Genomic DNA, 23,792 nt, shown 5'->3' with positions numbered 1-23,792 from the left:
CGGTCACATCAGCGCCAACTCCGCAGCGGTAAGGAACGCGTCGTTCTCGGCCGGGGTGCCGATGGTGACCCGAACCCCGTCCCCGGTGAACGGCCGCACGATCACCCCACGCGCCTCGCACGCCTTGCCGAACGCCACCGCCCGCTCGCCCAGCGGCAGCCAGACGAAGTTGGCCTGGCTGGTCGGCAGCTCGGGCACGAACTTGCGCAGTGCCTCGGTGACCCGGTCCCGCTCAGCGACGACCAGGGCGCAACGGCGCTCCATCTCCGCGGCCTGGGTCAGCGCGGCGAGCGCCCCGGCCTGGGCCGCGGTGCTGGTGGAGAACGGGGTCGCCACCTTGCGGATGGCGGCAGCCACCACCGGCTGGGCAACCAGCCAGCCGATCCGCAGCCCGGCCAGACCCCACGCCTTGGACAGGGTGCGCAGCACCGCCACGTTGGGCCGGTCCAGGTAGTCGAGCCCGTCCGGCACCTCAGGGTCGTTGACGAACTCCCGGTACGCCTCGTCGATCACCACCAGCACGTCGTCCGGCACCGCGTCGAGGAACCGGTCCAACTCGGCCCGGCGTACCGCAGTGCCGGTGGGGTTGTTCGGGTTGCAGACCAGGACCACCCGGGTCCGGTCGGTCACCGCGGCGGCCATCGCCGCCAGGTCGTGCCCGTGCCCGGCGTCGTTGGGCACCCGCACGCTTGTCGCGCCGCTGGTCGCCGCAATGATCGGGTACGCCTCGAAGGACCGCCACGAGTAGAGCACCTCGTCACCGGGCAGGCAGGTGGCCCGAACCAGGTGCTCCGCGAGCGCCACCGACCCGCAGCCGGTGGCGATCCGGTCCGCGTCCACCCCGTACCGCTGAGCCAGCGCGTCACGCAGCGCGACCACGCCCATGTCCGGGTAGCGGTGCGAGGCGGTGATTGCCTCGGTGACCGCCTCCACCACGCCGGGCAGCGGCCCGTACGGAACCTCGTTGCTGGCCAGCTTGATGGCCTCCGGCAGGCCCAGCTCCCGAGCCAGGTCGGCGGGGCTGCGCCCCGGCACGTAGTTGGGCAGCGCGTCCAGGTCGGCGCGGGTCAGCCGCAGTGCCGGCTGGTGACGTCCGGAGTCGGTCATGGGGTGTCTCCCGAGGGCTGGTCGCGGTCGTTCGAGGGGGCGGAAACGGGGGTTTCGGGGACTTCGACGACCACCGTCTGCGCGCGCTTGTCGTGCAGTGCCCGGCGCAGCGGGTGGTCGAAGAGGGGGGAGAGAGCGTCGACCAGTTGCAGCACCAGGCCGAGCCCGACGCAGTACCAGAGCAGAGTCGGCAGGCCCAGCGTGCTCCACCTGCTCAGCGCCCGGCCAAAGCCCAGCGGCTGGTCGGCGGCGATCGGCACAGCCCGAATCCGCATCACCCGCTTGCCGATGGTCTGCCCACCAGAGGCCATGGCGGGCACCTCGTACGCCAGCCAGAGCGCGGTGGCGATCAGCAGGATCACCACGAGGAGAGGCCCAGCCTGTTCACCGGGCATCGGCAGGTTGTCGGCGGAGGTGTCGCCCCGCGCGGCTCGCCGGAAGATTTCCTGCCAGTACGGCGCCCACTCCTGCAGCCATCGCCAGATGAACCAGCCGTTGACGACCACGTTCAGTGCGAGCAGGACGCCGAAGTCGATCAGCCGGGCCGTGAACCGGCGGCCATAGCCGGCCAACGCGAGGCCATGCGGTCGCGGCTCGGGCGGCCGCACGGGCCAGCCGGGGTAACCGGCCGGTGGCGCCCAGCCGGGTTGGCCGCCCGGTGGGACCCAGCCCGGCGGACCACCCTGCGGCCCCCCGGGAGGACCCGCTTGCGGTCCCCAACCTGGGCCGTGTCCCGGTTGTTGGCCTTGCTGCGGCGGCCAGCCGGGCGCAGCGGTCGCCGGGCCGGGGGTGGCCGACGCCGCGGGCGCGGCCGAAGTGGCCGGCACGGGCGGCGGCTCGACCGGGGGCGGCTCGACCGGCGGTGGGCCGTCCGGCGGGGTGGCGTCAACGGGAATGGGCGCACCGAGCCAACCCTCGCCGTCCCAGTAACGCCGGGTCTCGGTATCGGCAGGGTCGACGTACCAACCAGGTTGCACGCTCACGCCATCGCTCCGCTTCGCTCCACGACGGCGCGAGGCGCCACGCTACTGAGCCCGTTGGTTCGCTCGCTCCGCTCGCTCACGAGGACACCTTAACGACGACCGTTTCCGCGAACTTGTCGTGGAGGCACTGCTGCCACGGCTTGTCCCAGAGCTGCCAGAACCCGTCGAGGTAGCTGCCCCCGGGGACCAGCGAGCCGGCCAGGTACTGCACCAGCCACCGCCGGCCGGCCATCCGCCGGTCCAGCGTGCGGGTCGGGTCGATCGGCACCACACGCAGCTTCATGAGCTTCTTGCCGAGCGTCTGACCGTCGCGCTTGAGGTACTCCACGTGGTAGAGCCAGTAGAGCCCGAGCATCAGAACGAGGAGCCCGAACTGGAGCAGCAGGATCGGCAGGAAGAAGCTGATGAAGAAGGTGCTCGGGTCGGTCTCCACGGGAGTCCCGTCCGGGTTGGTTCGGGTCATCTCGGTGAACATCTGCCACCAGAGGATGAGGAAGACCGGCATGAACAGCGCCAGTGAGACGGCGGTCGCCAGCGCCGTGTCGATCAGCCAGGCCAGCAGCCGGTCACTGAAACTGGCCAGCGGCTGTCCGCTCGGGCTCAGCGTCGGCGGCGGGGCCACCGGTTGCGGCGGTCCGGCGTAGAGCGGCGGCGGGGCGTACCCGGGTGGGGCGTACTGCGGCGGCGCGGCGTACCCCTGGGGGTGTGGTCCGGGCGGCGGCGCGAAGCCGCCGGCGGCGGGCTGAGGCCCACCGACCGGCGGCGTCGGGTACGACGGAGGCTGCGTCACGCCTGCAAGTGTTACAGGTTGCCGCGGGCTTCCTGCTCCCGCTCGATCGCCTGGAAGAGCGCCTTGAAGTTGCCCTTGCCAAAGCCGAGCGAGCCGTGCCGCTCAATCAGCTCGAAGAAGACCGTGGGGCGGTCCTGCACCGGCTTGGTGAAGATCTGGAGCAGGTAGCCATCCTCGTCCCGGTCGACCAGGATCTTGCGGGCCTTCAGCTCCTCGATCGGCACCCGCACGTTGCCGATCCGGGCGCGCAGCTCCGGGTCCTCGTAGTACGAGTCCGGGGTGTCCAGGAACTCCACTCCGGCCGCGCGCATCGCGTCGACGCTGGCCACGATGTCGTTGGTGGCGACGGCGATGTGCTGGGCACCGGGGCCCTGGTAGAACTCCAGGTACTCGTCGATCTGGGACTTCTTGCGGGCGATCGCCGGCTCGTTGAGCGGGAACTTCACCTTGCGGGTGCCGTTCGCGACGACCTTGCTCATCAGCGCCGAGTAGTCGGTGGCGATGTCGTCGCCGATGAACTCCGCCATGTTGGAAAAGCCCATCACCCGCTTGTAGAACTCGACCCACTCGTCCATCCGGCCCAGCTCCACGTTGCCGACCACGTGGTCGACGGCCTGGAAGAAGCGCTTCGGCTGGATGCCGGCGGCGATCATCGGCTGCCGGTCCACGATCGGGCCGCGGGCCACGAAGCCGGGCAGGAACGGGCCGGTGTAGCGGGACCGGTCGACCAGCGTGTGCCGGGTGTCGCCGTACGCGGCGATGGCGGCCATCCGAACGGTGCCGTGTTCGTCGGTCATTTCGTGCGGCTCGACGACGCCGGTGGCGCCCTGCGCGACGGCGTGCGCGTACGCGGCGTCGACGTCCGGCACCTCCAGCGCGATGTCGCTGACCCCGTCGCTGTGCCGGGCCACGTGCTCGGCGCCGTCGGCGTCCGGGCGCACCGCGCCGGTCAGCACGAACCGGGCCGAGCCGCTGGTCAGCACGTACTGGGCGTGGTCCCGGTAGCCCTGCTCCGGGCCGCGGTACGCCACGCAGGTCATGCCGAACGCGGTGGAGTAGTAGTGCGCGGCCTGCTTGGCGTTGCCGACCAGGAAGTGCACGTGGTCGAGGCCCCGCACCGGGAACGGGTCGCGGCTGATGTCGTGGTCGACAGCGCCGACGAGCCGGTCGATGTCGACGTCCTCGGTCGACTGGGGTCGGTCGATCGCCTGGGTCATGGTGGTCTCCCTCGCGTACCGGCCGGCCGGGTGGGCCGTCCTCGGTCTTGTGGCGAGGATCGCTGCGCCGACACCAGGTGGGCAACTGTTGACAGAAATGCTGGTCAGGTTGCGCATTCGGTATGGTCTTACCTCATGAATGGTGAGCAGAATGTACAGCTCGACGCGCTCGATGTGCGCTTGATCGATCTGCTCGCCGACGAGCCACGGATCGGGGTGCTGGAGTGCTCCCGTCGGCTCGGGGTGGCCCGGGGCACCGTCCAGGCCCGGCTGGACAAGCTGGTCGAGCGGCGTGTCATTGAGGGCTTCGGCCCCGAGATCTCACCGGCCGCGATCGGGTTCGGGGTGACCAGCTTCGTCACCCTGGAGATCAGTCAGCGGCACGGCCACGACCCGGTCACCGCCCACCTCGCCGCCATCCCCGAGGTGCTGGAGGCGCACACCATCACCGGCTCCAGCGACCTGCTCTGCCGGATCGTGGCCCGCTCCAACACCGACCTGCAGCGGGTCATCGACCAGATCGTCTCCTCCGCCGGCATCACCCGGGCGTCGACGATCATCGCGCTGGCCGAGCAGATCCCCTACCGCACGCTGCCCCTGGTGCGCAGCGCCGTACGGGCCGACGGAAGGGCACCTTCCTGACGCTCTAACACCTCCGGCCTCAGAAAGCGCGGCGACACGGCGGCGCGGGCGTACGGAAGATCCGTGATCGTGGCTACGGTGTGCGGTGTGGCGAAGGGGAGCGTGCGCGGCGGGCTGCTGCTCGGCCTCGCCGTGGTCGTCGCGCTCGCCGCGACCGGCGTGTGGAACCCTTTCCCGGGCATGTGGGACTGGGTGGACCGCAGCGAACCCATCTCTGAGCCCGATGTGGTCTGGCAGCAACGGGTCGGCGGCACCCCGCAGAGCGTGACCATCGCCGGCGACGCCGTCGTGGTCGAGCAGCGCACCCGGGTCGAGGCCCGCAGCCTGGCCACCGGCACCCAGCTCTGGGAGCGCAAGGCGGACTGGTCGGCGGTCGCTGGCGGCGACCGGGACCCGGTCGTCGCCGTGGGCAAGCTCCTGGTCAAGGGGTACGAGCTGCTCGACCCGGCCACCGGGGCGACCAGGCGACGAGACGACGACGCGGTGGCCGTGTGGACGTACCGCAACCTGCTCCTCGACGCCCGCTGCACAGATGCCACCGACTGCACCCTGAGCGCCTGGGACCCACGCGGCACCGCACCGCTGTGGACTGCCTTCCTGCCCGGGGTGCACAGCGGTCTGCTCGCCGACAACCCTGGCCTGCGCGGCACCCGCCGGCTCACCTCCACCCGGATCGACGACGGGGTGGCCGGCGCGGAGCCCGCACCACCGCTGCTCGGGTTCCCGGTCGACGGCCGGGTGCACGTGGTCGACACCGCCACCGGCCGGGTCCTGCAGAACGTCGAGCCCGGCCGGGACGAGCGGCTCTCCGTGGTGGGCGGCCGGATGCTGCGGATCGCCGCCCGATCCCAGGACGGCACCTGTTACTTCGCCATCTCCGCCCGGGACCCGGCGACCGGGCAGGAGGTTTGGCAGCGGGCCGGGGTCAACCTGCGCACCGCCGACAACGCCGGCTGCGTGCAGCGCGAAGACCCGCAGGGTGCGCGCAACGTGCTGATCGGCGTCAGCCCGGACAGTCGCGAGGCGGTCATCGACGGGTACGACGGACGGCTGCTCTGGGTCGGCGAACCGGGCACCAAGTTGATCGCGGTCGACGACCGCCTGGCGGTGTTCCGGGCTGCCGACAAACGCTCGGTCATCGCCCGTGAGCTGGGCACCGACCGGGTGCTGTGGACGCGGCCCGCCAGCGGCAAGGCCGGTGCTGCCCTCACCCCGTACGCGGCGGTGGTCGCCGACGAGAAGCCGTCCCGGTTGGCCGCGCTGGACCCGCGCAGCGGCCGGGAGTTGGCCGTCCTGCGCACCTCGGCGAACGCCCTCGCGGTCGGGTCACAGGGCATGATCATTGGCGAGGGGCGGGAGATCGGGTATGTCCGTTTTGGTGCGACCGGGGGGTCGCCAGCCCGAACGCCCGGCGACGGCGGGAATCCCAGGCCGGGCGGCACCGGCCCCGTCACCGGCCCCGGCACCGGCCCCGGCGGGCAGAACAACGGCGACTGCGGGCCGAAGGGAGAGCTCTGCCCCGACCCGGACGGCGGGAAGGACGGCTGAGCGGGCGGCTCGCTTGCTGATCCAGCTGGCGGCGGAGCGCAGCAGGCCCAGCGGATGAGAGCGGCGTCCCAGGACCAGCCCGGCGGGTGGGAGTGACCGACCGGTCTGCCCTAGGCTTGCCGCTCATGAGCGGTGCCGCTGCATTCTCGTACGCCCCCCTGCTGCCGACCGGCCCCGACCAGACGGACTATCGCCTGGTCACGGACGAGGGCGTCGACGTCGTACACGGCCCGGGAGGCCGCCGGTTCCTCACCGTGGAGCCGGCCGCGCTCACCGCGCTGACTGCCGAGGCGATGCACGACATCGCGCATTTCCTGCGCCCGGCGCACCTGGCCCAGCTCCGGGCGATCATCGACGACCCGGCCGCTTCGCCGAACGACCGGTTCGTCGCACTGGACCTGCTGCGCAACGCGAACATCGCCGCTGGCGGGGTGCTGCCGATGTGCCAGGACACCGGCACCGCGATCGTGATGGGCAAGCGCGGCCGGCACGTGCTGACCGACGGCACCGACGCCGAGGCGATCTCCCGGGGCGTCTACCAGGCGTACACCAGGCTGAACCTGCGCTACTCCCAGCTCGCACCGCTGACCATGTGGGACGAGCGGAACACCGGCAGCAACCTGCCGGCCCAGGTGGAGCTGTACGCCGAGGACCCGGACGGGCACCCCGACGCGTACAAGTTCCTGTTCATGGCCAAGGGTGGCGGCTCGGCCAACAAGTCGTACCTCTACCAGGAGACCAAGGCGCTGCTCAACCCGACGCGGATGATGCAGTTTCTGGAGGAGAAGCTGCGGCTCATCGGCACCGCCGCCTGCCCGCCATACCACCTGGCCATCGTCATCGGTGGCACCTCCGCCGAGTACGCCCTGAAGACCGCGAAGTACGCCAGCGCCAAGTATCTCGATGCGCTGCCGACCTCGGGCTCGATGAGCGCGCACGGTTTCCGTGACCTGGAGTTGGAGGCGGAGGTGCTGGAGCTGACCCGCAACTTCGGCATCGGTGCCCAGTTCGGTGGCCGGTACTTCTGCCACGACGTGCGGGTGGTCCGGTTGCCGCGGCACGGCGCGTCCTGCCCGGTGGCGATCGCCGTCTCCTGCTCGGCGGACCGGCAGGCGGTCGCCAAGATCACCCCGTCGGGTGTCTGGCTGGAGCGGCTGGAGACCGACCCGGCACGCTTCCTGCCCGACGTCACCGACGATTCGCTCGACGCCGAGTTGGTCGTCCGAGTCGACCTGAACCGGCCGATGGACGAGATCCGCGCCGAGCTGTCCAAATACCCGGTGAAGACCCGGCTGTCGCTGTCCGGCCCGCTCGTGGTGGCACGGGACATCGCCCACGCCAAGATCGCCGAGCGGTTGGACGCCGGTGAGCCGATGCCGCAGTACCTGCGTGACCACGCGGTCTACTACGCCGGCCCAGCGAAGACCCCCGAGGGTTACGCCTCCGGCTCCTTCGGCCCGACCACCGCCGGTCGGATGGACGCCTACGTGGAGAAGTTCCAGGCTGCCGGAGGCTCACAGGTGATGCTGGCCAAGGGCAACCGCTCCGGTCAGGTCACCCGCTCCTGCCAGCAGCACGGCGGCTTCTACCTCGGCTCGATCGGCGGCCCCGCGGCCCGGCTCGCGCAGGACTGCATCAAGCACGTCGAGGTCCTCGAATACGCGGAGCTGGGCATGGAGGCGGTCTGGAAGATCGAGGTGGAGGACTTCCCCGCCTTCATCGTGGTCGACGACAAGGGCAACGACTTCTTCGCCGAGGTCACCAAGCCGGTGCTCACCGTCGGCCGCCGCTGACCCGGCACGTACGCGAAGGGGCGCCAGGCGAACACGCCCGGCGCCCCTTCTGTCGTCTGTGCTCCACCGACATCGGTGCGCCTGCCCCGGTGGGGTGGAACGGGCGCACCGCCCCCGTCGGATGCCGTCACCGACAACCCGGAGCGAGTCTGCTGCGCACCGCTGTCGATCCGCTCTCAGATCACTATCGCCTGACCGAGGCGGTCTGTTACCACCGGACTACTCTGCTGGAAGTTACGCCATTGATGCGGGGGAGTAAATGCGGTTCGGGATCCTGGGGCCCCTGCGGGTCGGCGGTGGCGAGTCCACTGTCACGGCAGGACGCGACCGGATCGTGCTCGCCATGCTGCTGCTACGGGCCGGCCGGCTCGTGCCGGTCGACGAGCTGGTTGACGCGCTGTGGGAAGAGCGTCCCCCGGCCACCGCCCGGGCCCAGTTGCAGACCTGCGTGTCGCGGTTACGCCGCCGGCTCGCCGAGCTCGGGCTGGCGCCGGAGACGATCGTCACCGACCCGGCGGGGTACGGCGTCCGCACCGCGCCGACCGATCTGGACGCCGAGGACTTCGCCCGGGGCGTGGAGGTGGCCCGTGCCGCCGTCGCGGCCGGTCGCCTGGTCGACGCGCGTACGGAATTCCGCGCCGCCCTGGCGCTCTGGCGAGGGCCGGCGCTCGGCGGAATCCCGAGCCGCAGTGTCCGCCGTCGCGCACAGGCCCTCGACGAGCAGCGCCTCACCGTGCTGGAGGAGTGCGTCGACGTCGAGCTGCGCCTCGGTCAGGCCGCTGAGCTGATCGAGGAGCTGGTCGAAAGCGTCGACCAGCACCCGCTGCGGGAGCGTCTGCGCGGCCAGCTGATGCTGGCCCTGTCCTCGGTCGGCCGGCAGGCCGACGCGCTCGCGGTCTACCGTGAGGGCCGGCGGATCTACGCCGACGAGCTGGGCATCGAACCGGGCGTCGAGTTGCAGGGGCTGCACCAACGGGTGCTCGCCGGTGACCTGGCCCTGGCCGGTCGGGAGACCCGACCCGTCGGACCGGTCCGTGCGCTGCCCCGGGCGATCGGCGACTTCATCGGCCGCCAGGAGACGGTGGCCCGCCTGGTCAAGGAGATCGAGGAGGACGGCACCCGGATCCAGGTGGTCGACGGAATGGCCGGGAGTGGCAAGACCACGCTCGCCGTGCACGTTGCCACCGCACTCGCCGACCGCTATCCCGACGCTCAGCTCTTCATCGACCTGCACGGGCACAGTGAACGTCGACCATTGACGCCGAGCGCGGCCGTGGCGGCGCTGCTGCGCCAGCTCGGTGTGCCGGCGGAGCGGATGCCGGAAAACCTGGACGACCGGCTGGCGCTCTGGCGGATCGAGCTGGCCGGCCTGCGGGCCCTGGTGGTGCTGGACAACGCGGCCACCGCCGACCAGGTGGCACCGCTGCTGCCCAACGGCTCGCACTGCCTGGTCCTGATCACCAGTCGGCGCCGACTGGTCGGGCTCGACGAGGGCCGGCCGTCGTCGCTGCCGGTGCTCGACGCCGACGAGGCGATCGAGCTGCTCGGCCGGGTGGCCGGTGCGGAGAGGATCGCCGCCGAACCGGAGGCGGCGGCCGAGGTGGCGCGTCGCTGCGGCCACCTACCGCTCGCCATCAGGCTGGCCGGCGCACGCCTGGCGCACCGGCCCCGCTGGCGGGTCGCCGACCTGGCCGAGCGGCTGGTCGCCGGGGCGGGCCCGCTGGCCGAGCTGGCCGCCGGTCAGCGCTCGGTGGGACAGGCGTTCGCCCTGTCGTACGCGCAGGTCTCACCGTCGGCGCAGCGGCTGTTCCCGTTGCTCGGCCTGTACCCGGGCGGACGCCTCGACAGTCGGGTGGCCGCCGCCCTCGCCGGGCTTCCCCTGGCCGACACCCAGGACCTCCTGGACGAGCTGGTCGACGCGCACCTGGTGGAGGAGGTGCAGCCGGGCCGATACCGGTTACACGACCTGCTCCGCGAGTACGCCCGGCTGCTGCTCGTTGGTCCCCAGCGGCAGGCCGAGCGCCGGCCCGCCCTGGAACGGCTGCTGGACCACCACCTGTCCGTCACGTTGGCGATCGCCCGGATGATCGAGGCGGCGGGCAGTCGCCGCAACATTCCCGCGGACACGCCCGGCCGACCCGATCTGATCGCCGCCCCGGTGTTCGAGGGGCGGGCCTGGTTCGAGGAGAACCACGCCGGGCTCACCGCCCTGGTCCGGCTGGCCGAGGAGGAGGGCTTCCCGGTTCAGTGCTGGAAGCTGGCCCGGGCCTGCTGGCGGCTCAACTTCGACGGCGGACACCTCGACGAGCTGGTCGAGACCCATACGATCGGGCTGCGAGTCGCCGAACGGCTGGGCGACGAGGCGGCCATCGCCACGATGCTGAACTACCTCTCCTCTGGGTATTTCCGACTGGCCCGATTCCCTGAGGCGATCCGGGCGATGGAGGTGGCGCTCACGTTGCGCCGCCGGCTCGGGCTGCGTGGCGATGTGCTCAGCACGCTGTGGAACCTGGGCATCTCGTACGCCGCGAACGGTGACCTCCGGCAGGGTGAGGCGAAGTTCGACGAGGCACTCGGCCTGGTCCGGGGCATGGTCGACGCCAATGCAATGACCAATCTGTTGAACAACCTGTCCTATACGTTGATCGGCTGGGGCCGCTACGACGAGGCGCTGCGCCTGGCCAGACTGCACCTCCTGCTGGCCCGGCAGACGAAGGACGGCCGGCAGACCGACAACGCCCTGGGGCACGTCGCCATGGTCCGGCACCGGATGGGTGACCTGGGTCCTGCTCGCCGTCTGCTGCGGGTCGCGCTGTATCTCAAACGCCGGGGAGGCAATCGATTCGGCGAGGGGGAGGTGCTCAACGAGATCGGTGTGCTGGAGCGTGGCGCCGGACAGCCGGAACGTGCCGCCGCCGCGCACCGGGACGCGCTGGTGGCGATGGTGGAGGCCGGCGACCGGATCGGGGAGTGTGCCTCACGCAACCTGTTGGCCCGCGCGATCCTGGAGCAGGGCGATGTCGCCAGCGCGCTCGACCTGCACCGCCGGGTGCTCGCCGACGCCAACCGGCTGGGCGCCCGCTACGAGCAGGCCCGGGCGTTGGAGGGCATCGCCCGCTGCGTACGGGCCACCGATCCGACGGCGGCCCGGGCGCACCTGGATCGGGCGCTGTTCCTGTTCCGGCAGGTCGAGTCGCCGGATCAGCACGAGGTGGAACGCCTGCTCGCCGAGTTGGGCTGACGGATCATCTGCGGGTCGGCCTCGGGCGCGGCAGGATGGTACGCGTGACGACTCCAGAAGCGACCGGTTACCGCATCGAACGCGACTCAATGGGCGAGGTGGAGGTGCCCGCCGAGGCGCTGTGGCGGGCACAGACCCAGCGTGCGGTGCAGAATTTTCCGATTTCCGGCCGGGGTCTCGAGCCGGCCCAGATCAAGGCCCTCGCACAGATAAAGGGCGCGGCGGCCGAGGTCAACGGCGAGTTGGGCGTGATCGACGCCAACGTGGCCGCCGCCATCGCCGCCGCCGCCGCGCACGTGGCTGACGGCGGCTACGACGACCAGTTCCCGGTGGACGTCTTCCAGACCGGATCGGGCACATCGTCGAACATGAACGCCAACGAGGTGATCGCCACCCTGGCCACCCGGGAACTGGGCCGGGACGTGCACCCGAACGACCACGTCAACGCCTCCCAGTCCAGCAACGACGTCTTCCCGTCCTCGATCCACCTGGCCGCCACCCAGTTCATCGTGGAGGACCTGCTGCCGTCGCTGGCCCACCTGGCGTCGGCGCTGGAGGCCAAGGCTGCGGAGTTCGAGACGGTGGTCAAGGCCGGGCGTACCCACCTGATGGACGCCACCCCGGTCACCATGGGCCAGGAGTTCGGTGGGTACGCCGCCCAGGTCCGCTACGGCGTGGACCGGCTGGAGGGTTCGCTGCCCCGACTGGCCGAGCTGCCACTGGGCGGCACCGCCGTGGGCACCGGGATCAACACCCCGCTGGGCTTCGCCGCCGCCGTGATCGGCAAGCTGCGCGAGTCGACCGGGCTGCCGCTGTCCGAGGCGCGCAACCACTTCGAGGCGCAGGGCGCCCGGGACGCGCTGGTGGAGACCTCGGGGCAGCTGCGTACCGTGGCGGTCGGCCTCTACAAGATCGCGAATGACATCCGCTGGATGGGTTCCGGTCCCCGTGCCGGCCTGCGCGAGCTGCGCATTCCCGACCTGCAGCCCGGCTCGTCGATCATGCCGGGCAAGGTCAACCCGGTGGTCGCCGAGGCGATGCGGCAGGTCTGCGCACAGGTGATCGGCAACGACGCGACCGTTGGTTTCGCCGGCTCGCAGGGCGACTTCGAGCTGAACGTGATGCTTCCCGTGATGGGTCGCAACCTGTTGGAGTCGATCCGGCTGCTCTCCGCGGTGAGCCGGCTGTTCGCCGACCGGCTGGTGGTCGGCCTGGTCGCGGACGCCGAGGTCTGCCTGGCGTACGCCGAAGGGTCGCCGTCGATCGTCACCCCGCTCAACCGCTACCTGGGGTACGACGAGGCCGCGTCGATCGCCAAGGAGGCGCTGGCCAAGCAGACCTCGATCCGGGAGGTGGTGATTTCCCGGGGCCACGTCGATTCCGGCAAGCTCACCGAGACCCAACTCGACGAGACGCTGGACCTGCTCCGCATGACCCACCCCTGATCCGGTGGGTGTCCTGCTCAGCGCGGGCCGCCGCGCGGTGCCGCCCAGCCGAGGAAGCGGGTGAATAGCGCCGCGGGGTTCGGGCCGTCGTGTGGGTTGAGTCGGTACAGGTCGGCGGCCGCGTCGTGCAGGACCGTGCACAGGTAGATGCTCAACGCGATCCGGTCGTGCGCGTACTCCTGGCGCAGGGTGAGCCGGGCGACCGGGCACGGCCAGGGCGCGGCGCAGACCCGGCAGAGCCAGAGTGGGCGCAGGGGTAGGTGCGGTCGCCGTAGCGGCCTGGTCTGGTCGTCCGGGGCGCTCCGGGTCATGGTGCGGCCTTCCTTTGGAGCTGAATCGTTTGCGGCATCACCCCGCCGCCGCCAAGATCGCACTCGATCCTGGATGTAGTGGTCTCAGCCCGCCGGGACCCCACTACTTCCACGATCGAGCACGCTCTTGCGGGGGCGGTCGGCGTGGTCTGGATTGGGACCGCCCGGCCGGGGGAGCGGGCGGTCCCGTGCGGCGCCGACAAACCCGGGGGACGGGGAGCGGTGCCGCACTTCACAGTCTGGTGATCAGGCGACTACGGTCGGAAGGGTCTGGCTGACCTGTCGTGGCTGCCCTGTTCCAGGGCGGCACCACCGCTGGCGGCCGACTGGAGTTGATCGTCGGCGGGGTGGAGGGCGGCAGGACATGGCCGATGGGCAGATGACGGCGGCGGCGTTCCTGATCGCGGAACTGCGCCGGGCACGGGCCCGGCGGGGCTGGAGTCAGGACGAGCTGGCCAAGGCGGTCAACTACTCGGCGTCGATGGTCAGCGCCGTCGAGCTGGGCCAACAACCGCCCACCGGGAAATACCTGGAACTCGTCGACCGCGCCCTGGACACCGGCGGCCTCTTCGGCCGCATGTCCACCGAGCTGGTCAGCCTGGACAAAGCCCAGGTTTGGCTGCGCGGCTGGCGCAAGATCCTCGCGGAGGCCCGCGCGCTGCGGTGGTTCGACCCGCTGCACGTTCCTGGGCTGCTGCAGACCGACGGATATGCGCGCGCCATCTTCGAGTCCGACCGCCTGCTGGACGCTGATGAGGTTGAGCGCCGGCTGACGGACAGGCTGGACAGCCAGCGAGTTCTCTACGAGAACCCGCCGCCACACCTCGTCGCGGTGGTCGATGAGGCGGTTCTCCGGCGGCGCGTCGGTGGTCGGAAGGTGATGTGCGAGCAGCTTCTGCACCTGGCACAGGTGGCGACCGAGCACCCGAGGGTTCAGCTACATGTCGTGCCGCGCACCGCCGAGGAATATCCCGGCCTGAACGGGCCGTTCATCCTTGCCACGCTTGCCGACCACAGCGACCTTGCCTACCTTGGTGGTCAAATAGGTGGTCAGGAACTCGACCGACCAGCCGATCTGCTCCGCCTACAGTGGACCTGGGAAGCGACCCTCGGGCAGGCGTTGCCACCGCAGGAGTCGATCGAGTTGCTGAGGGAAGTGGCGGAGTCGTGGAGTTGATCCGAGCCCGATGGCGGAAGAGTAGCCGGAGCGGTTCCAACGACCAGTGCGTCGAGGTGGCTCTGAATCTGGGGGACGTGGTCGGGGTGCGAGACAGCAAGGACCCGGACGGACCAGTGCTCGCCGTCGACGCGTACTCCTGGCGGCTCTTTGTGGTCGCGCCCCCGCGCTGACGCGACCGCCTCGCGGGCGACGGCGGTCCGGGTTTTCCGCAGTTTCACCAATGTTGCGCGGATCTTGTGCGCGGGCGGCGGCGCCGGGTAAACAGCTCGACGGTGTCGCGGGGTGGGCGGGATGATCCGGCCATGGGTGGGAATGACGCGGCGCTGCCTGCGGGGACTGAGCGGTTGAGATTGCGGCGGTTCACCATGGCTGACGTGGACGCTTTGACCGAACTGGACAGCGATCCCGAGGTGATGCGGTTCCTCACCGGTGGCGTCGCCACCCCGTTGGCCACGGTCCGCGACGAGCAACTGCCGAGGCTGCTGGCCCAGTACGAGCGGCACCCCGGGCTGGGGCGCTGGGCGGCGCTCGACCGGGAGACCGGCGACTTCCTGGGCTGGTTCGCACTCGACCCGTCGGCAGACGGCACCGAGGCCGAGCTGGGCTACCGGCTGCGCCGCTCGACGTGGGGGCGAGGGCTGGCCACCGAGGGTTCCCGGGCGCTGGTCCGGTACGCCTTCGACATGGTCGGGGTGCGGCGGGTCTGGGCCGAGACGATGACGGTCAACGATCGGTCCCGGCGGGTGATGGTCAAGGCCGGGCTGCACCACGTGCGTACGTTCCACCTTCAGTGGGACGACCCGATTCCCGGCACCGAGCACGGCGAGGTGGAGTACGAGTTGCGGGCCGAGGAGTGGGCAGCCGTCGGTCAGGAGCGGCCGGCCGCCCGGCGGGCGCGGTAGGCGGTCACCGCGGCGCGGTTGCCGCAGCCGGCTTCGCAGAACCGTCGCGACCGGTTGCGGGACAGGTCGACGACCACGTTGTCGCAGTCCGGGTATTCGCAGATCCGCAGCCGGCTCAGCTCGCGTGCGCGGACCAGGTCGGCCACTGCCATCGCCGCCTCCACCGCGATCCGGGTGGCCAGCGGTGCGTCGCGGGGAACCGCGTGCAGGTGGTACGGCTCGTCGTCGTGCTCGATGAGCTGGGGCAGCGCCCGGTGCTCCAGCAGCAGGCCGTTGACCACCGCGACGATCTCGGGCGGCTCCGCGTACCAGATGCGGCGCAGCCGGGGCCGCAACTCCCGGACGGCGCGCAACTCCGCGTCGGTGTGCTCGTGCCGCCCGCTGTAGGCGTGCCGGAGGAAGAACGCATCCAGCGCGGCGATGTCGGGCAGCAACTCGCCGTCCCGACCCGCGGTATTGACCAGCGCGGCGGCGGCGATCAGCGAACATTCGGTGTCATGAGCGAACAGCAACTTGACTCCTGTCACAGAGGCCGCCTAGCGTCATCAGCACAAGGATAGTTTGCTCATGACACGGTGCCATCCCGAGGAGCGCGACATGCACTCACGACCTGCCGCCGGCGCCGCGTTGGCGCTGCTCTCCGCGGTCACCTTCGCCACCTCGGGCACCTTCGCGCGATCGCTCATCGAGGGCGGCTGGTCGCCCGGGTCCGCAGTTATCGCCCGGGTCGGCGTGGCCGCCCTGGTGCTGGCGATCCCCGCCCTGCTGTCGCTGCGGGGCAGGTGGCAGGTGCTGCGGAGCAACGCCACCGCCATCGGGTTGTTCGGGCTCCTCGGGGTGGCGCTGGCCCAGGTCTGCTTCTTCAACGCCGTGCGTTACCTGCCGGTCGGTGTCGCGCTGCTGCTGGAGTATCTGGGCATCATCCTCGTCGTGGGCTGGATGTGGCTGCGGCACGGGCATCGTCCGCGCCGGCTCACCGTGGCCGGGTCGGTGGCCGCCCTCGCCGGGTTGGCGTTCGTGCTCGATCTCGCTGGCACCGCCGACTTCCACCCGGTGGGCGTGCTCTGGGGTCTGGGCGCGGCATTCGGCCTGGCCGGCTACTTCGTGCTCGCTGGGCGGGTCGATCCCCGACTGCCCTCGGTCGCCATGGCCAGCGGCGGAATGGCCGTCGGCGCCGCCCTGCTGCTTCTCGTCGGGGTTACCGGTCTGCTGCCGCTGCACGCCACCTTCGGCGAGGTCACCTTCGCCGGGCAGCGCACCAGTTGGCTGTTGCCCATCGCCGGGCTCTCGTTGGTGGCCGCCGTCATCGCGTACCTGGCCGGCATCGCCGGCACCCGGATCCTCGGCCCCCGGCTGTCGTCGTTCGTCGGGCTGACCGAGGTGCTCTTCGCGGTGCTGATCGCCTGGCTGATCCTGGACGAGTTGCCCACCGGCTGGCAGCTGTTCGGCGGCACGTTGATCATCGCTGGGGTCGCGCTGGTGCGCCTCGACGAGCTGCGCGGGTCGCCGTCGGCGTCCACGCCGGTCGGGCCCGAGCCCGCGCTGGCGCTCGACGGTCGATGAGCGTGCTGATGCTCGACGGTAGGTGCCCGCCGGGCAGATCGTGTACGTCGGTGACTCGTGGGAGCACGACGTGGTGGCACCCCAACGGGCCGGCCTGCGATCGGTGTGGCTGAACCGGCACGATCAACCTCGCCCAGTCGGGTGCACGCCCGATGCCGAAGTGTCCAGCATGGCCGATCTGCCTGCCGCGCTCGCCCAGCTGCGCATCGATGCGGGTGATGTTCCCGTCGATGTGGGTGGTGTTCCCGTCGAACTGGGTGGATGAACGAGAGATTCGCCGCCATAACGGGCGTTCATCTGGCGTAAACCCGCATGGTGTTGTGTGATGGCTGCCACGTCCCTCAACGAGAGGATCTGATGTGGTGAGCAAGCGCTTCACCGCCCGTGCCGTCGCGACCGCGGCAGTGCTGGCACTTACGGCTTCGGGGCTGGGCATACCGGCCAGCGCCGCGCCAAGCAACTCCCGCACCTTCACGGTCGTTGCCGAGGACGGCGTCGCCGCCGACACGGCGGTCGCCGCGATCCGGGCAGCCGGTGGCACGGTGGTGTCCCGGTCCGACGAGGTCGGCATGTTCCAGGTCACCAGTGACCGGGCCGACTTCGCCGCCAGGGCTACCGCTGCGCCGACGCTGATCGGCGCCGCCGAGCAGAAGGCCATCGGCCGCAAGCCGAAGCTGGACCGGGTCGAGCAGGAGCACCGGACGGTCGCGAAGGCCGCTGCCGGTGCCGCCGCCAAGAAGAGCGCCAAAATGGACCCGCTCGACGACAAGCTGTGGGGCCTGGGGATGGTCCGGGCCGACAAGGCCCGCAAGATCGAGTCGGGTGACCGTCGCGTGACCGTCGGCGTACTGGACACCGGCATCGACGCCAGCAACCCGGACATCGCGCCGAACTTCAACTGGTCGCTGTCGCGCAACTTTGCGCCGGACCTGATCGACGTGGACGGCCCCTGCGAGGTGCCGAGCTGCCTCGACCCGGTCGGCACCGACGACGGCGGTCACGGCACCCACGTGGCCGGCACCATCGGCGCCGCGGCCAACGGCTTCGGCCTCTCCGGCGTTGCCCCGAACGTTTCGCTGGTCGAGCTCAAGGGTGGCCAGGACTCCGGCTACTTCTTCCTCGACCCGGTGGTCAACGCCCTGGTCTACGCCGGCCAAACGGGGATCGACGTGGTCAACATGTCGTTCTACGTCGACCCGTGGCTCTACAACTGCACCGCCAACCCCGCGGACTCGCCCGAGGACCAGGCCGAGCAGCGGGCCATCATCAAGGCGATGAAGCGGGCGCTGATCTTCGCCCACAACAACGGCGTCACCCTGGTCGGCGCGCTCGGTAACAACAATGAGGACCTGGGCGCACCCCGTACCGACGTGTCGAGCCCGGACTACGGCGCCGACCCGTACCCCCGGCCGATCGACAACGAGAGCTGCTGGGACCTGCCCACCGAGGGCCCGCACGTGATCGGCGTGTCGTCGGTCGGTCCGTCCGGCAAGAAGTCGGACTTCTCCAACTACGGCACCGAGCAGATCTCGGTCGCCGCCCCGGGCGGTTGGTTCCGGGACGGCTTCGGCACCGACACGTTCCGGACCGAGGCCAACATGATCCTCTCCTCGTACCCGAAGCATGTGCTTCAGGAGGAGGGATCGGTCGACGCCGCCGGCAACATCGTCGCCGGCTTCGAGGAATCGGTGTTCAAGCAGTGCAAGGCCAACGGTGAGTGTGGCTACTACACCTACCTGCAGGGCACCTCGATGGCGTCCCCGCACGCCGCTGGCGTCGCCGCGCTGATCGTCAGCCGGTATGGCAAGCCGGAGCGTCGGGGTGGCTTCGGGATGTCGCCGGACCTGGTCGAGCAGCACCTCTACCGGACGGCGACCGAGCACGCCTGCCCGGAGCCGCGGCTGCAGCAGTATCGCAACGAGGGCCGGAACGAGACCTACGACGCTTACTGCGCCGGTGGGGTCAACTTCAACGGCTTCTACGGCTACGGGATCGTCGACGCCTACTCGGCGGTGAAGACCCCGCTCAAGCCGAACGCCCGCCCGTAAGGCACCGCCTCGGGGCCCGGTCGACGATCGTCGACCGGGCCCTGCTGGCGTCCCGGGCCCTGCTGGCTTGCGCCGAGTCGTGCGCGGCGTCGTGCGCGGCGTCGTTCCCGGCGATGATCGACTCGGGTTCCTTGATGGCGGGGTGTCATCGGCCGGTGGAAAGCGCGCTTTCCAGGAACGCGAGATGATCCTGGTCGGGTGCGGGGTCACCGCCGCCATCCCCGGCTGACCAGCGCTGCGCGCACCTCGCGGAGCACTGCTGGGAAATCGGCGTGCAGCCGTCGACTGGTCACATGCAGGACCAGCCAACCCGCGCCGACCAGCAGGTTCAGCCGGCGGCGATCGCGGTGCAGTTGTTCTGCGTCGGAGTGCCACTGCCCGTCGTACTTGACCGCTACCCGATATTCCGGCCACGCCAGGTCGGGGTGCAGGACAACGCTGTTGGCCAGGCGTACCGGATGTTGAACGGCGGGGCGTGGCAGCCCGCCGAGCACCAGCCGTACGCGTAGGTGCGACTCCGGCGGAGACTGGGCTCCGCCGTCGGTCAGGTCGAAGAGCCACCGCGCCCGCCGCCCACCGGGCCGGTCGGCATTGCGGGCGGCCATGGCGGCCAGCGTGTCGCGATCGGTCAGCCCCTGCCCGAGCAGCGAGTCGACGATGGCGACTGCGCGCACCGGTTCGAGCCAGACTGCCGTTTCCCAGGCGGCCTGCCCAGGGTCGGAGCGGGGGATCGGGCTGCCCGGGGCCCAGCTGGGGCCGGGCGTGAAGGCCGCAACCCGCGCGTCGCCCGGTCTGGCCGCCGCCATGCCGCCCACTCTGGCCGACGCTGCGCCCACCCGGGGAAGTTGCCGTGTCGGGCTTGGTGGCATTCCGACGGCCGGCGGGCACCCTGGTCCCGGTGGGCGCCTTACGTCCGGTGGGCGCGAGGTGATGGCGTTGGCGTGCACGCGGAGGCCGCGCTGTGGGCCGATCCGCAACGGTCGGGGCACGAGGACGTGAACGTCATCGGTGAAGGACGCGGCGTGCTCGACACCGTGCAGGTATGCGGCCGATGGGCCCCCGACCACCACCCCGGGCGGTAGCCGGAGGAGGGCGGCGCGACAGGCCAGGGTGTAGTCCCGGTCCAGCCGTGCGTCGGCGTAGATGTCGTGGCGCAGTCGCACCCAGGCGGCGCTGCGCAGCTGATGCTCGGTGAGCAGGCCATCCCGGACGGCGTCGGAGCCGCGGAAGACCTGCCACGCCAGGGCATCGGGGCGGTGCGGACGTGGTGGCATGCCCAGCAGCCTGCCGACCACCCATCGACCGCCGATACCCCTGTGGACAACCTGACCCGCGCGCGCCGTCCGACCCTGTGGACAACCGCGAATCCGTTCGCCGATCGTGGTATGGCACGGGAGGGCCGGCCGGCTGATCAGGTGGCGATGGGGTCGGTGGCGGCTGCTCCAGGGATCAGGTGAGGGCGGCGGTGATGGCGGTGGCGGCGGCCAGCACCTGGGGGCCGATCGTGTCGACGTCCAGCGGGGCGAGCGTGACCACGCCGACGCTGGCCTCCAGGCCCGGCACGCCGAGCACCGGCGCGGCCACCCCGTACGCCCCGGCCTGCAACTCCCCGCTGCTGCTTACCGGCTCCGCCACCCCGGCCCGACCGGCCAGGATGGCCCGGCCCGCCGCCCCCCGGTCCAGCGGATGTCGTGCCCCGGCCCGGTACGCGACGTGGAACGACGTCCAGCTTGGCTCGACCACGGCCAGGGCGACGCCCTCGCCACCCTCGACGACGGTCAGATGCGCTGTCGCGCCGGCCTGCTCAGCGAGGCGGCGAAGCGCGGGCAGTGCGCCCTCGGCGAGCAACGGCTGGGCGCGTCGGGCCAGGTGCAACAACCCGGCGCCGAGGCGCAGCCGGCCGTCGCCGTCGCGGCGCAGCATGCCGTGCCCGGTCAGCGGGCCGACAAGTCGGTAGACGGCGGCCCGGCCGATGCCGAGCCGGTTCGCGGCCTCGGTGACGGTCAGACCACCCGAGGCGTCGGCGACCAGGTGCAGCAGCCGTAACCCCCGGTCGAGGGTCTGCGACGTCTCCCCGACCCGCCCTACGACCGCGTCGGCCCGCCCAGAGACTGCGTCGGCCTGTCCAACGACCGTGTCGGCGGCGCTGGGGCTGGCCGGCGTCGCACCGGAGCGTGCGGTCACATCCACGCCTGGCAGCGTACGACCCGACACCGGCGGGCTCGGACAGGCACGGACAGCTACCCTTGTACGGTGACGCTACGCCTGTATGACACCGCCACCCGATCGGTGCGGGACTTCGTCCCGCGGGAAGCCGGCAAGGTGGGGGTCTACCTGTGTGGTCTCACCCTTCAGGCCCCGCCGCACATTGGTCACCTTCGCTCCGGCGTCAACTATGACGTCCTGCGCCGCTGGTTGCTGGCCGCCGGCTACGAGGTCACCTTCATTCGCAACCTCACCGACATCGACGACAAGATCCTCATCAAGGCGGGCGAACAGGGTCAGCCGTTCTGGTCGATCGCTTACGCCAACGAGCTGCTCCTCGCCGAGTCGTACCGGGCGTTGAACGTGCTGTCGCCCACCTATGAGCCGCGCGCCACGGGGCACATCCCGGAGATGCACGAGCTGATCACGAAGTTGATCGCCGACGGGCACGCATACCCGGCCGCCGACGGCTCCGGCGACGTCTACTTCGACGTGGCGTCCTGGTCGGCGTACGGGTCGCTGTCGGGTCAATCGCCGGACGCGATGCAGTCGGCCGGCGACGCCCCCGACCGGGGCAAGCGGGACCCGCGCGACTTCGCGCTCTGGAAGGGCGCCAAACCGGACGAGCCGGCCGACGCCTACTGGCCGTCGCCGTGGGGGTTGGGCCGTCCGGGCTGGCACATCGAGTGCTCGGCGATGTGCTGGCGGTATCTCGGCCCGGAGTTCGACATCCACGGCGGCGGACTGGACCTGACGTTCCCGCACCACGAGAACGAAATCGCCCAGTCCCAGGCGGCCGGGCTTCCGTTCGCCCGTTACTGGGTGCACCACGGGCTGCTCAGCATCGGCGGGGCCAAGATGGGCAAGTCCGCCGGCAACGCGCTTGACCTGGCGTACGTGGACTCGCTCGGAGTGCGGCCGGTGGAGCTTCGTTACTACTACGCAGCGGCGCACTACCGCTCGGTGATCGACTACTCGGAGGATTCGCTCCGCGACGCAGCGACCGCGTACCGCCGGATCGAGGGTTTCGTGCAGCGGGCGGCCGAGCGGGTCGGTGCCGGGCAGCTCGCTGAGCTGCCGAGCGGGTTCGTCGCGGCGATGAACGACGACCTCAACACGTCCGCCGCGCTGGCCGTGCTGCAACAGCACCTCCGGGACGGCAACACCGCACTGAGCGCTGGCGACGATGTGACCGTCCGCACCACCCTGGCCGTGGTGCGGGCAATGCTGGATATCCTCGGGATCGACCCCCTCAACCCGGCCTGGACCAGCGGCGGTCGCTCGGATGATCTACGTGCCGTGGTGGATTCCCTGATCGCGCTGGCCCTGGAGCAGCGCGCGCAGGCCCGGGGCCGCAAGGACTGGGCCGCCGCCGATGCGGTACGTGACCAGCTCAAGCTGGCCGGCGTGGTGGTCGAGGACACCCCCCAGGGCCCCCGTTGGACTATTGGAGAGCAGGACTGATGGCCGGCAACTCGCAGCGCCGTGGCCGGCGACTGACGTCGAAGGCAGGCGCCCCCAAGGGCACCGGCGGCAAGAACAAGGACTCGCTGGCTGGGCGGGGACGCACCCTGCCCGCCGATGAGCGGCCGTGGCACAAGGGCTACTCGGGCACTGAGAAGCTGCCCCAGCGCACCGCCTGGAAGCAGGACAAGGAGCGCCGCGCGGCGCTCGAGGAGGGGCGCGCTCCGAAGATCGGTCAGCCGGGCAGCAAGGACACCACCTGGGGCAGGGGCGGCGGTCGGGGCGTACCGGTCGGCCGGGGTGCCACCAGCGGCCGGGGCGGCAAGCCCACCGCGCGGTCCGGCCCCCGGGTCGCGCCGGGACGCAAGTCCAACCCGAGCAAGGACACCCCGGAGCTGCTGGTCGGGCGTAACCCGGTGCTGGAGGCGCTGCGCGCCCTGGTGCCGGCGACAGCGCTCTACACCGCCCAGGGCATCGACATGGACGACCGGGTCAACGAGATAATCCGGACCGCCGCCGACCGTGGCATCGCCAACCTGGAGATCAGCCGGGCTGAGTTGGACCGGATGACCGGCGGGGTGCTGCACCAGGGCGTCGGGCTGCAGGTGCCGCCATTCGCGTACCAGCCGTTCGAGGACCTGGTCGCCGCTGCCCTGGAGCAGCAGGCCCCGCTGCTGGTCGCGCTGGACGGTGTCACCGACCCACGCAACCTGGGTGCCGTGATCCGGTCGGCCGCAGCGTTCGGCGCGCAGGGTGTCTTCGTACCCGAGCGGCGTGCCGCTGGAATCACCGCGACCGCCTGGCGGACCAGCGCTGGCGCGGCCGCGCGGGTGCCCGTGGCGCAGGTGACCAACCTGACCCGCTCGCTGAAGGCGTGCCGAACGGCCGGCTTCATGGTGGTCGGCCTGGACGCCGACGGCGACACCGACCTCTACACGCTGGAGGCCGCGGTCGGTCCGCTGGTGGTGGTGGTCGGTTCCGAGGGGCGCGGGCTTTCCCGCCTGGTCGGGGAGACCTGCGACCTGACCGTCAGCATTCCGATGATCTCTGAGGTCGAGTCGCTCAACGCCAGCGTGGCCGCCGCGGTCACCCTGGCCGAGGTCGCCCGCCGGCGTGCCGCCGAACTGTAGGAACGACCCGTCACCGAGGCCCCATCCCGCCAACCGCGGGATGGGGCCTCGTCGTTAGGACGGCGTCTCCTCGGGTTCGGGTCGCCGTGCCGGTACGAGTCCGGCCCGCCGTGCCGAGTCAGCGCACAGAGCCACATCCGCGCTGGCTCCGCAGGTTGAGAAGCCACCGCCGGTACGACGAAAGGGCGGCCCGCCGAAGCGGACCGCCCTTGTCGGTACGGCG

At 71.0% G+C, this 23,792-nt stretch carries 20 protein-coding genes and 1 pseudogene; 13 read left to right on the top strand and 8 right to left on the bottom strand.

Annotation, left to right across the window (positions count from 1 at the left end):
- Positions 1–3: 3 nt before the first annotated feature.
- From hisC to hppD, 4 genes are all read right to left on the bottom strand, one after another.
- On the bottom strand, positions 4–1,107 hold the full coding sequence (hisC, locus tag OG811_RS08710) for a histidinol-phosphate transaminase (protein WP_406073249.1): 1,104 nt from the start codon (positions 1,105–1,107) through the stop codon (positions 4–6).
- The gene (locus OG811_RS08705; RefSeq protein ID WP_406073247.1) at positions 1,104–2,090 is read right to left on the bottom strand and encodes an RDD family protein; all 987 of its coding nucleotides are present in this window, start codon (positions 2,088–2,090) and stop codon (positions 1,104–1,106) included. Before OG811_RS08705 ends, hisC begins: the two co-directional genes overlap by 4 nt.
- A gap of 76 nt (positions 2,091–2,166) precedes the next feature.
- Positions 2,167–2,880 carry an RDD family protein gene (locus OG811_RS08700; RefSeq protein WP_406073246.1) on the bottom strand — a complete coding sequence of 238 codons (714 nt, stop codon included), beginning with the start codon at positions 2,878–2,880 and terminating at the stop codon, positions 2,167–2,169.
- Positions 2,881–2,891: 11 nt separating this feature from the next.
- The gene (hppD, locus tag OG811_RS08695) at positions 2,892–4,097 is read right to left on the bottom strand and encodes a 4-hydroxyphenylpyruvate dioxygenase (protein ID WP_406073245.1); all 1,206 of its coding nucleotides are present in this window, start codon (positions 4,095–4,097) and stop codon (positions 2,892–2,894) included.
- 135 nt (positions 4,098–4,232) lie between these two features.
- Between hppD and OG811_RS08690 the strand changes: the two genes are divergently transcribed.
- The 5 genes from OG811_RS08690 (at position 4,233) to OG811_RS08670 (ending at position 12,766) form a co-directional block, all read left to right on the top strand.
- A complete protein-coding gene (locus OG811_RS08690; RefSeq protein ID WP_406073244.1) occupies positions 4,233–4,739 on the top strand; it encodes an Lrp/AsnC family transcriptional regulator in 507 nt (168 codons plus the stop codon).
- 114 nt (positions 4,740–4,853) lie between these two features.
- Positions 4,854–6,287, top strand: a complete 1,434-nt coding sequence (locus tag OG811_RS08685; protein WP_406075601.1) for a PQQ-binding-like beta-propeller repeat protein — start codon at positions 4,854–4,856, stop codon at positions 6,285–6,287.
- Positions 6,288–6,412: 125 nt separating this feature from the next.
- Positions 6,413–8,080, top strand: coding sequence for a fumarate hydratase (locus OG811_RS08680; protein ID WP_406073242.1), 1,668 nt, complete (start codon positions 6,413–6,415; stop codon positions 8,078–8,080).
- Between the two features lie 259 nt (positions 8,081–8,339).
- On the top strand, positions 8,340–11,321 hold the full coding sequence (locus OG811_RS08675; RefSeq protein WP_406073240.1) for a BTAD domain-containing putative transcriptional regulator: 2,982 nt from the start codon (positions 8,340–8,342) through the stop codon (positions 11,319–11,321).
- 35 nt (positions 11,322–11,356) lie between these two features.
- Positions 11,357–12,766, top strand: a complete 1,410-nt coding sequence (locus tag OG811_RS08670) for a class II fumarate hydratase (protein ID WP_406073238.1) — start codon at positions 11,357–11,359, stop codon at positions 12,764–12,766.
- A gap of 17 nt (positions 12,767–12,783) precedes the next feature.
- Here the strand turns inward: OG811_RS08670 and OG811_RS08665 are convergent, their stop codons facing one another.
- Complete coding sequence (locus OG811_RS08665) at positions 12,784–13,077, bottom strand: hypothetical protein (protein WP_406073236.1); 294 nt, start codon at positions 13,075–13,077, stop codon at positions 12,784–12,786.
- 364 nt (positions 13,078–13,441) lie between these two features.
- Here OG811_RS08665 and OG811_RS08660 point away from each other — a divergent pair, with 364 nt between their 5' ends.
- The 3 genes from OG811_RS08660 (at position 13,442) to OG811_RS08650 (ending at position 15,159) form a co-directional block, all read left to right on the top strand.
- A complete protein-coding gene (locus OG811_RS08660) occupies positions 13,442–14,254 on the top strand; it encodes a Scr1 family TA system antitoxin-like transcriptional regulator (RefSeq protein ID WP_406073234.1) in 813 nt (270 codons plus the stop codon).
- A complete protein-coding gene (locus tag OG811_RS08655) occupies positions 14,245–14,427 on the top strand; it encodes a DUF397 domain-containing protein (protein ID WP_406073232.1) in 183 nt (60 codons plus the stop codon). Before OG811_RS08660 ends, OG811_RS08655 begins: the two co-directional genes overlap by 10 nt.
- 132 nt (positions 14,428–14,559) lie before the next feature.
- Positions 14,560–15,159, top strand: coding sequence for a GNAT family N-acetyltransferase (locus OG811_RS08650; RefSeq protein ID WP_406073230.1), 600 nt, complete (start codon positions 14,560–14,562; stop codon positions 15,157–15,159).
- On the opposite strand, the gene OG811_RS08645 is transcribed toward OG811_RS08650, so the two are convergent.
- Positions 15,126–15,671 (bottom strand): CGNR zinc finger domain-containing protein, encoded by a 546-nt coding sequence (locus OG811_RS08645; protein ID WP_406073228.1) that lies wholly within the window; start codon positions 15,669–15,671, stop codon positions 15,126–15,128. The two genes, OG811_RS08650 and OG811_RS08645, sit on opposite strands and share 34 nt — an antisense overlap.
- A gap of 85 nt (positions 15,672–15,756) precedes the next feature.
- Here OG811_RS08645 and OG811_RS08640 point away from each other — a divergent pair, with 85 nt between their 5' ends.
- The 3 genes and pseudogenes from OG811_RS08640 (at position 15,757) to OG811_RS08630 (ending at position 18,770) form a co-directional block, all read left to right on the top strand.
- A complete protein-coding gene (locus tag OG811_RS08640; RefSeq protein WP_406073226.1) occupies positions 15,757–16,722 on the top strand; it encodes an EamA family transporter in 966 nt (321 codons plus the stop codon).
- A gap of 22 nt (positions 16,723–16,744) precedes the next feature.
- Positions 16,745–16,987 (top strand): annotated as a pseudogene (locus tag OG811_RS08635) (HAD family hydrolase); the annotation flags it as partial.
- A gap of 97 nt (positions 16,988–17,084) precedes the next feature.
- Positions 17,085–18,770 (top strand): S8 family serine peptidase, encoded by a 1,686-nt coding sequence (locus OG811_RS08630; protein WP_406073225.1) that lies wholly within the window; start codon positions 17,085–17,087, stop codon positions 18,768–18,770.
- Positions 18,771–18,976: 206 nt separating this feature from the next.
- On the opposite strand, the gene OG811_RS08625 is transcribed toward OG811_RS08630, so the two are convergent.
- Both OG811_RS08625 and OG811_RS08620 read right to left on the bottom strand, forming a co-directional pair.
- Complete coding sequence (locus OG811_RS08625) at positions 18,977–20,044, bottom strand: hypothetical protein (RefSeq protein ID WP_406073223.1); 1,068 nt, start codon at positions 20,042–20,044, stop codon at positions 18,977–18,979.
- A 175-nt stretch (positions 20,045–20,219) separates the two neighbouring features.
- Positions 20,220–20,960, bottom strand: a complete 741-nt coding sequence (locus OG811_RS08620) for an IclR family transcriptional regulator (protein ID WP_406073221.1) — start codon at positions 20,958–20,960, stop codon at positions 20,220–20,222.
- Between the two features lie 63 nt (positions 20,961–21,023).
- On the opposite strand from OG811_RS08620, the gene cysS reads away from it, so the two are divergent.
- Both cysS and rlmB read left to right on the top strand, forming a co-directional pair.
- Positions 21,024–22,439, top strand: coding sequence for a cysteine--tRNA ligase (gene cysS, locus OG811_RS08615; protein ID WP_406073219.1), 1,416 nt, complete (start codon positions 21,024–21,026; stop codon positions 22,437–22,439).
- A complete protein-coding gene (gene rlmB / locus OG811_RS08610) occupies positions 22,439–23,569 on the top strand; it encodes a 23S rRNA (guanosine(2251)-2'-O)-methyltransferase RlmB (protein ID WP_406073217.1) in 1,131 nt (376 codons plus the stop codon). The genes cysS and rlmB overlap by 1 nt, the downstream gene beginning before the upstream one ends.
- Positions 23,570–23,792: the final 223 nt, after the last annotated feature.

Origin of the sequence: Micromonospora sp. NBC_01638 (assembly GCF_045209745.1) — a bacterium.
Taxonomy (GTDB): Bacteria; Actinomycetota; Actinomycetes; order Mycobacteriales; family Micromonosporaceae; genus Micromonospora.
Note: the sequence above shows the minus strand (reverse complement) of the source record. Positions and strands in the feature narration are given on the sequence as shown.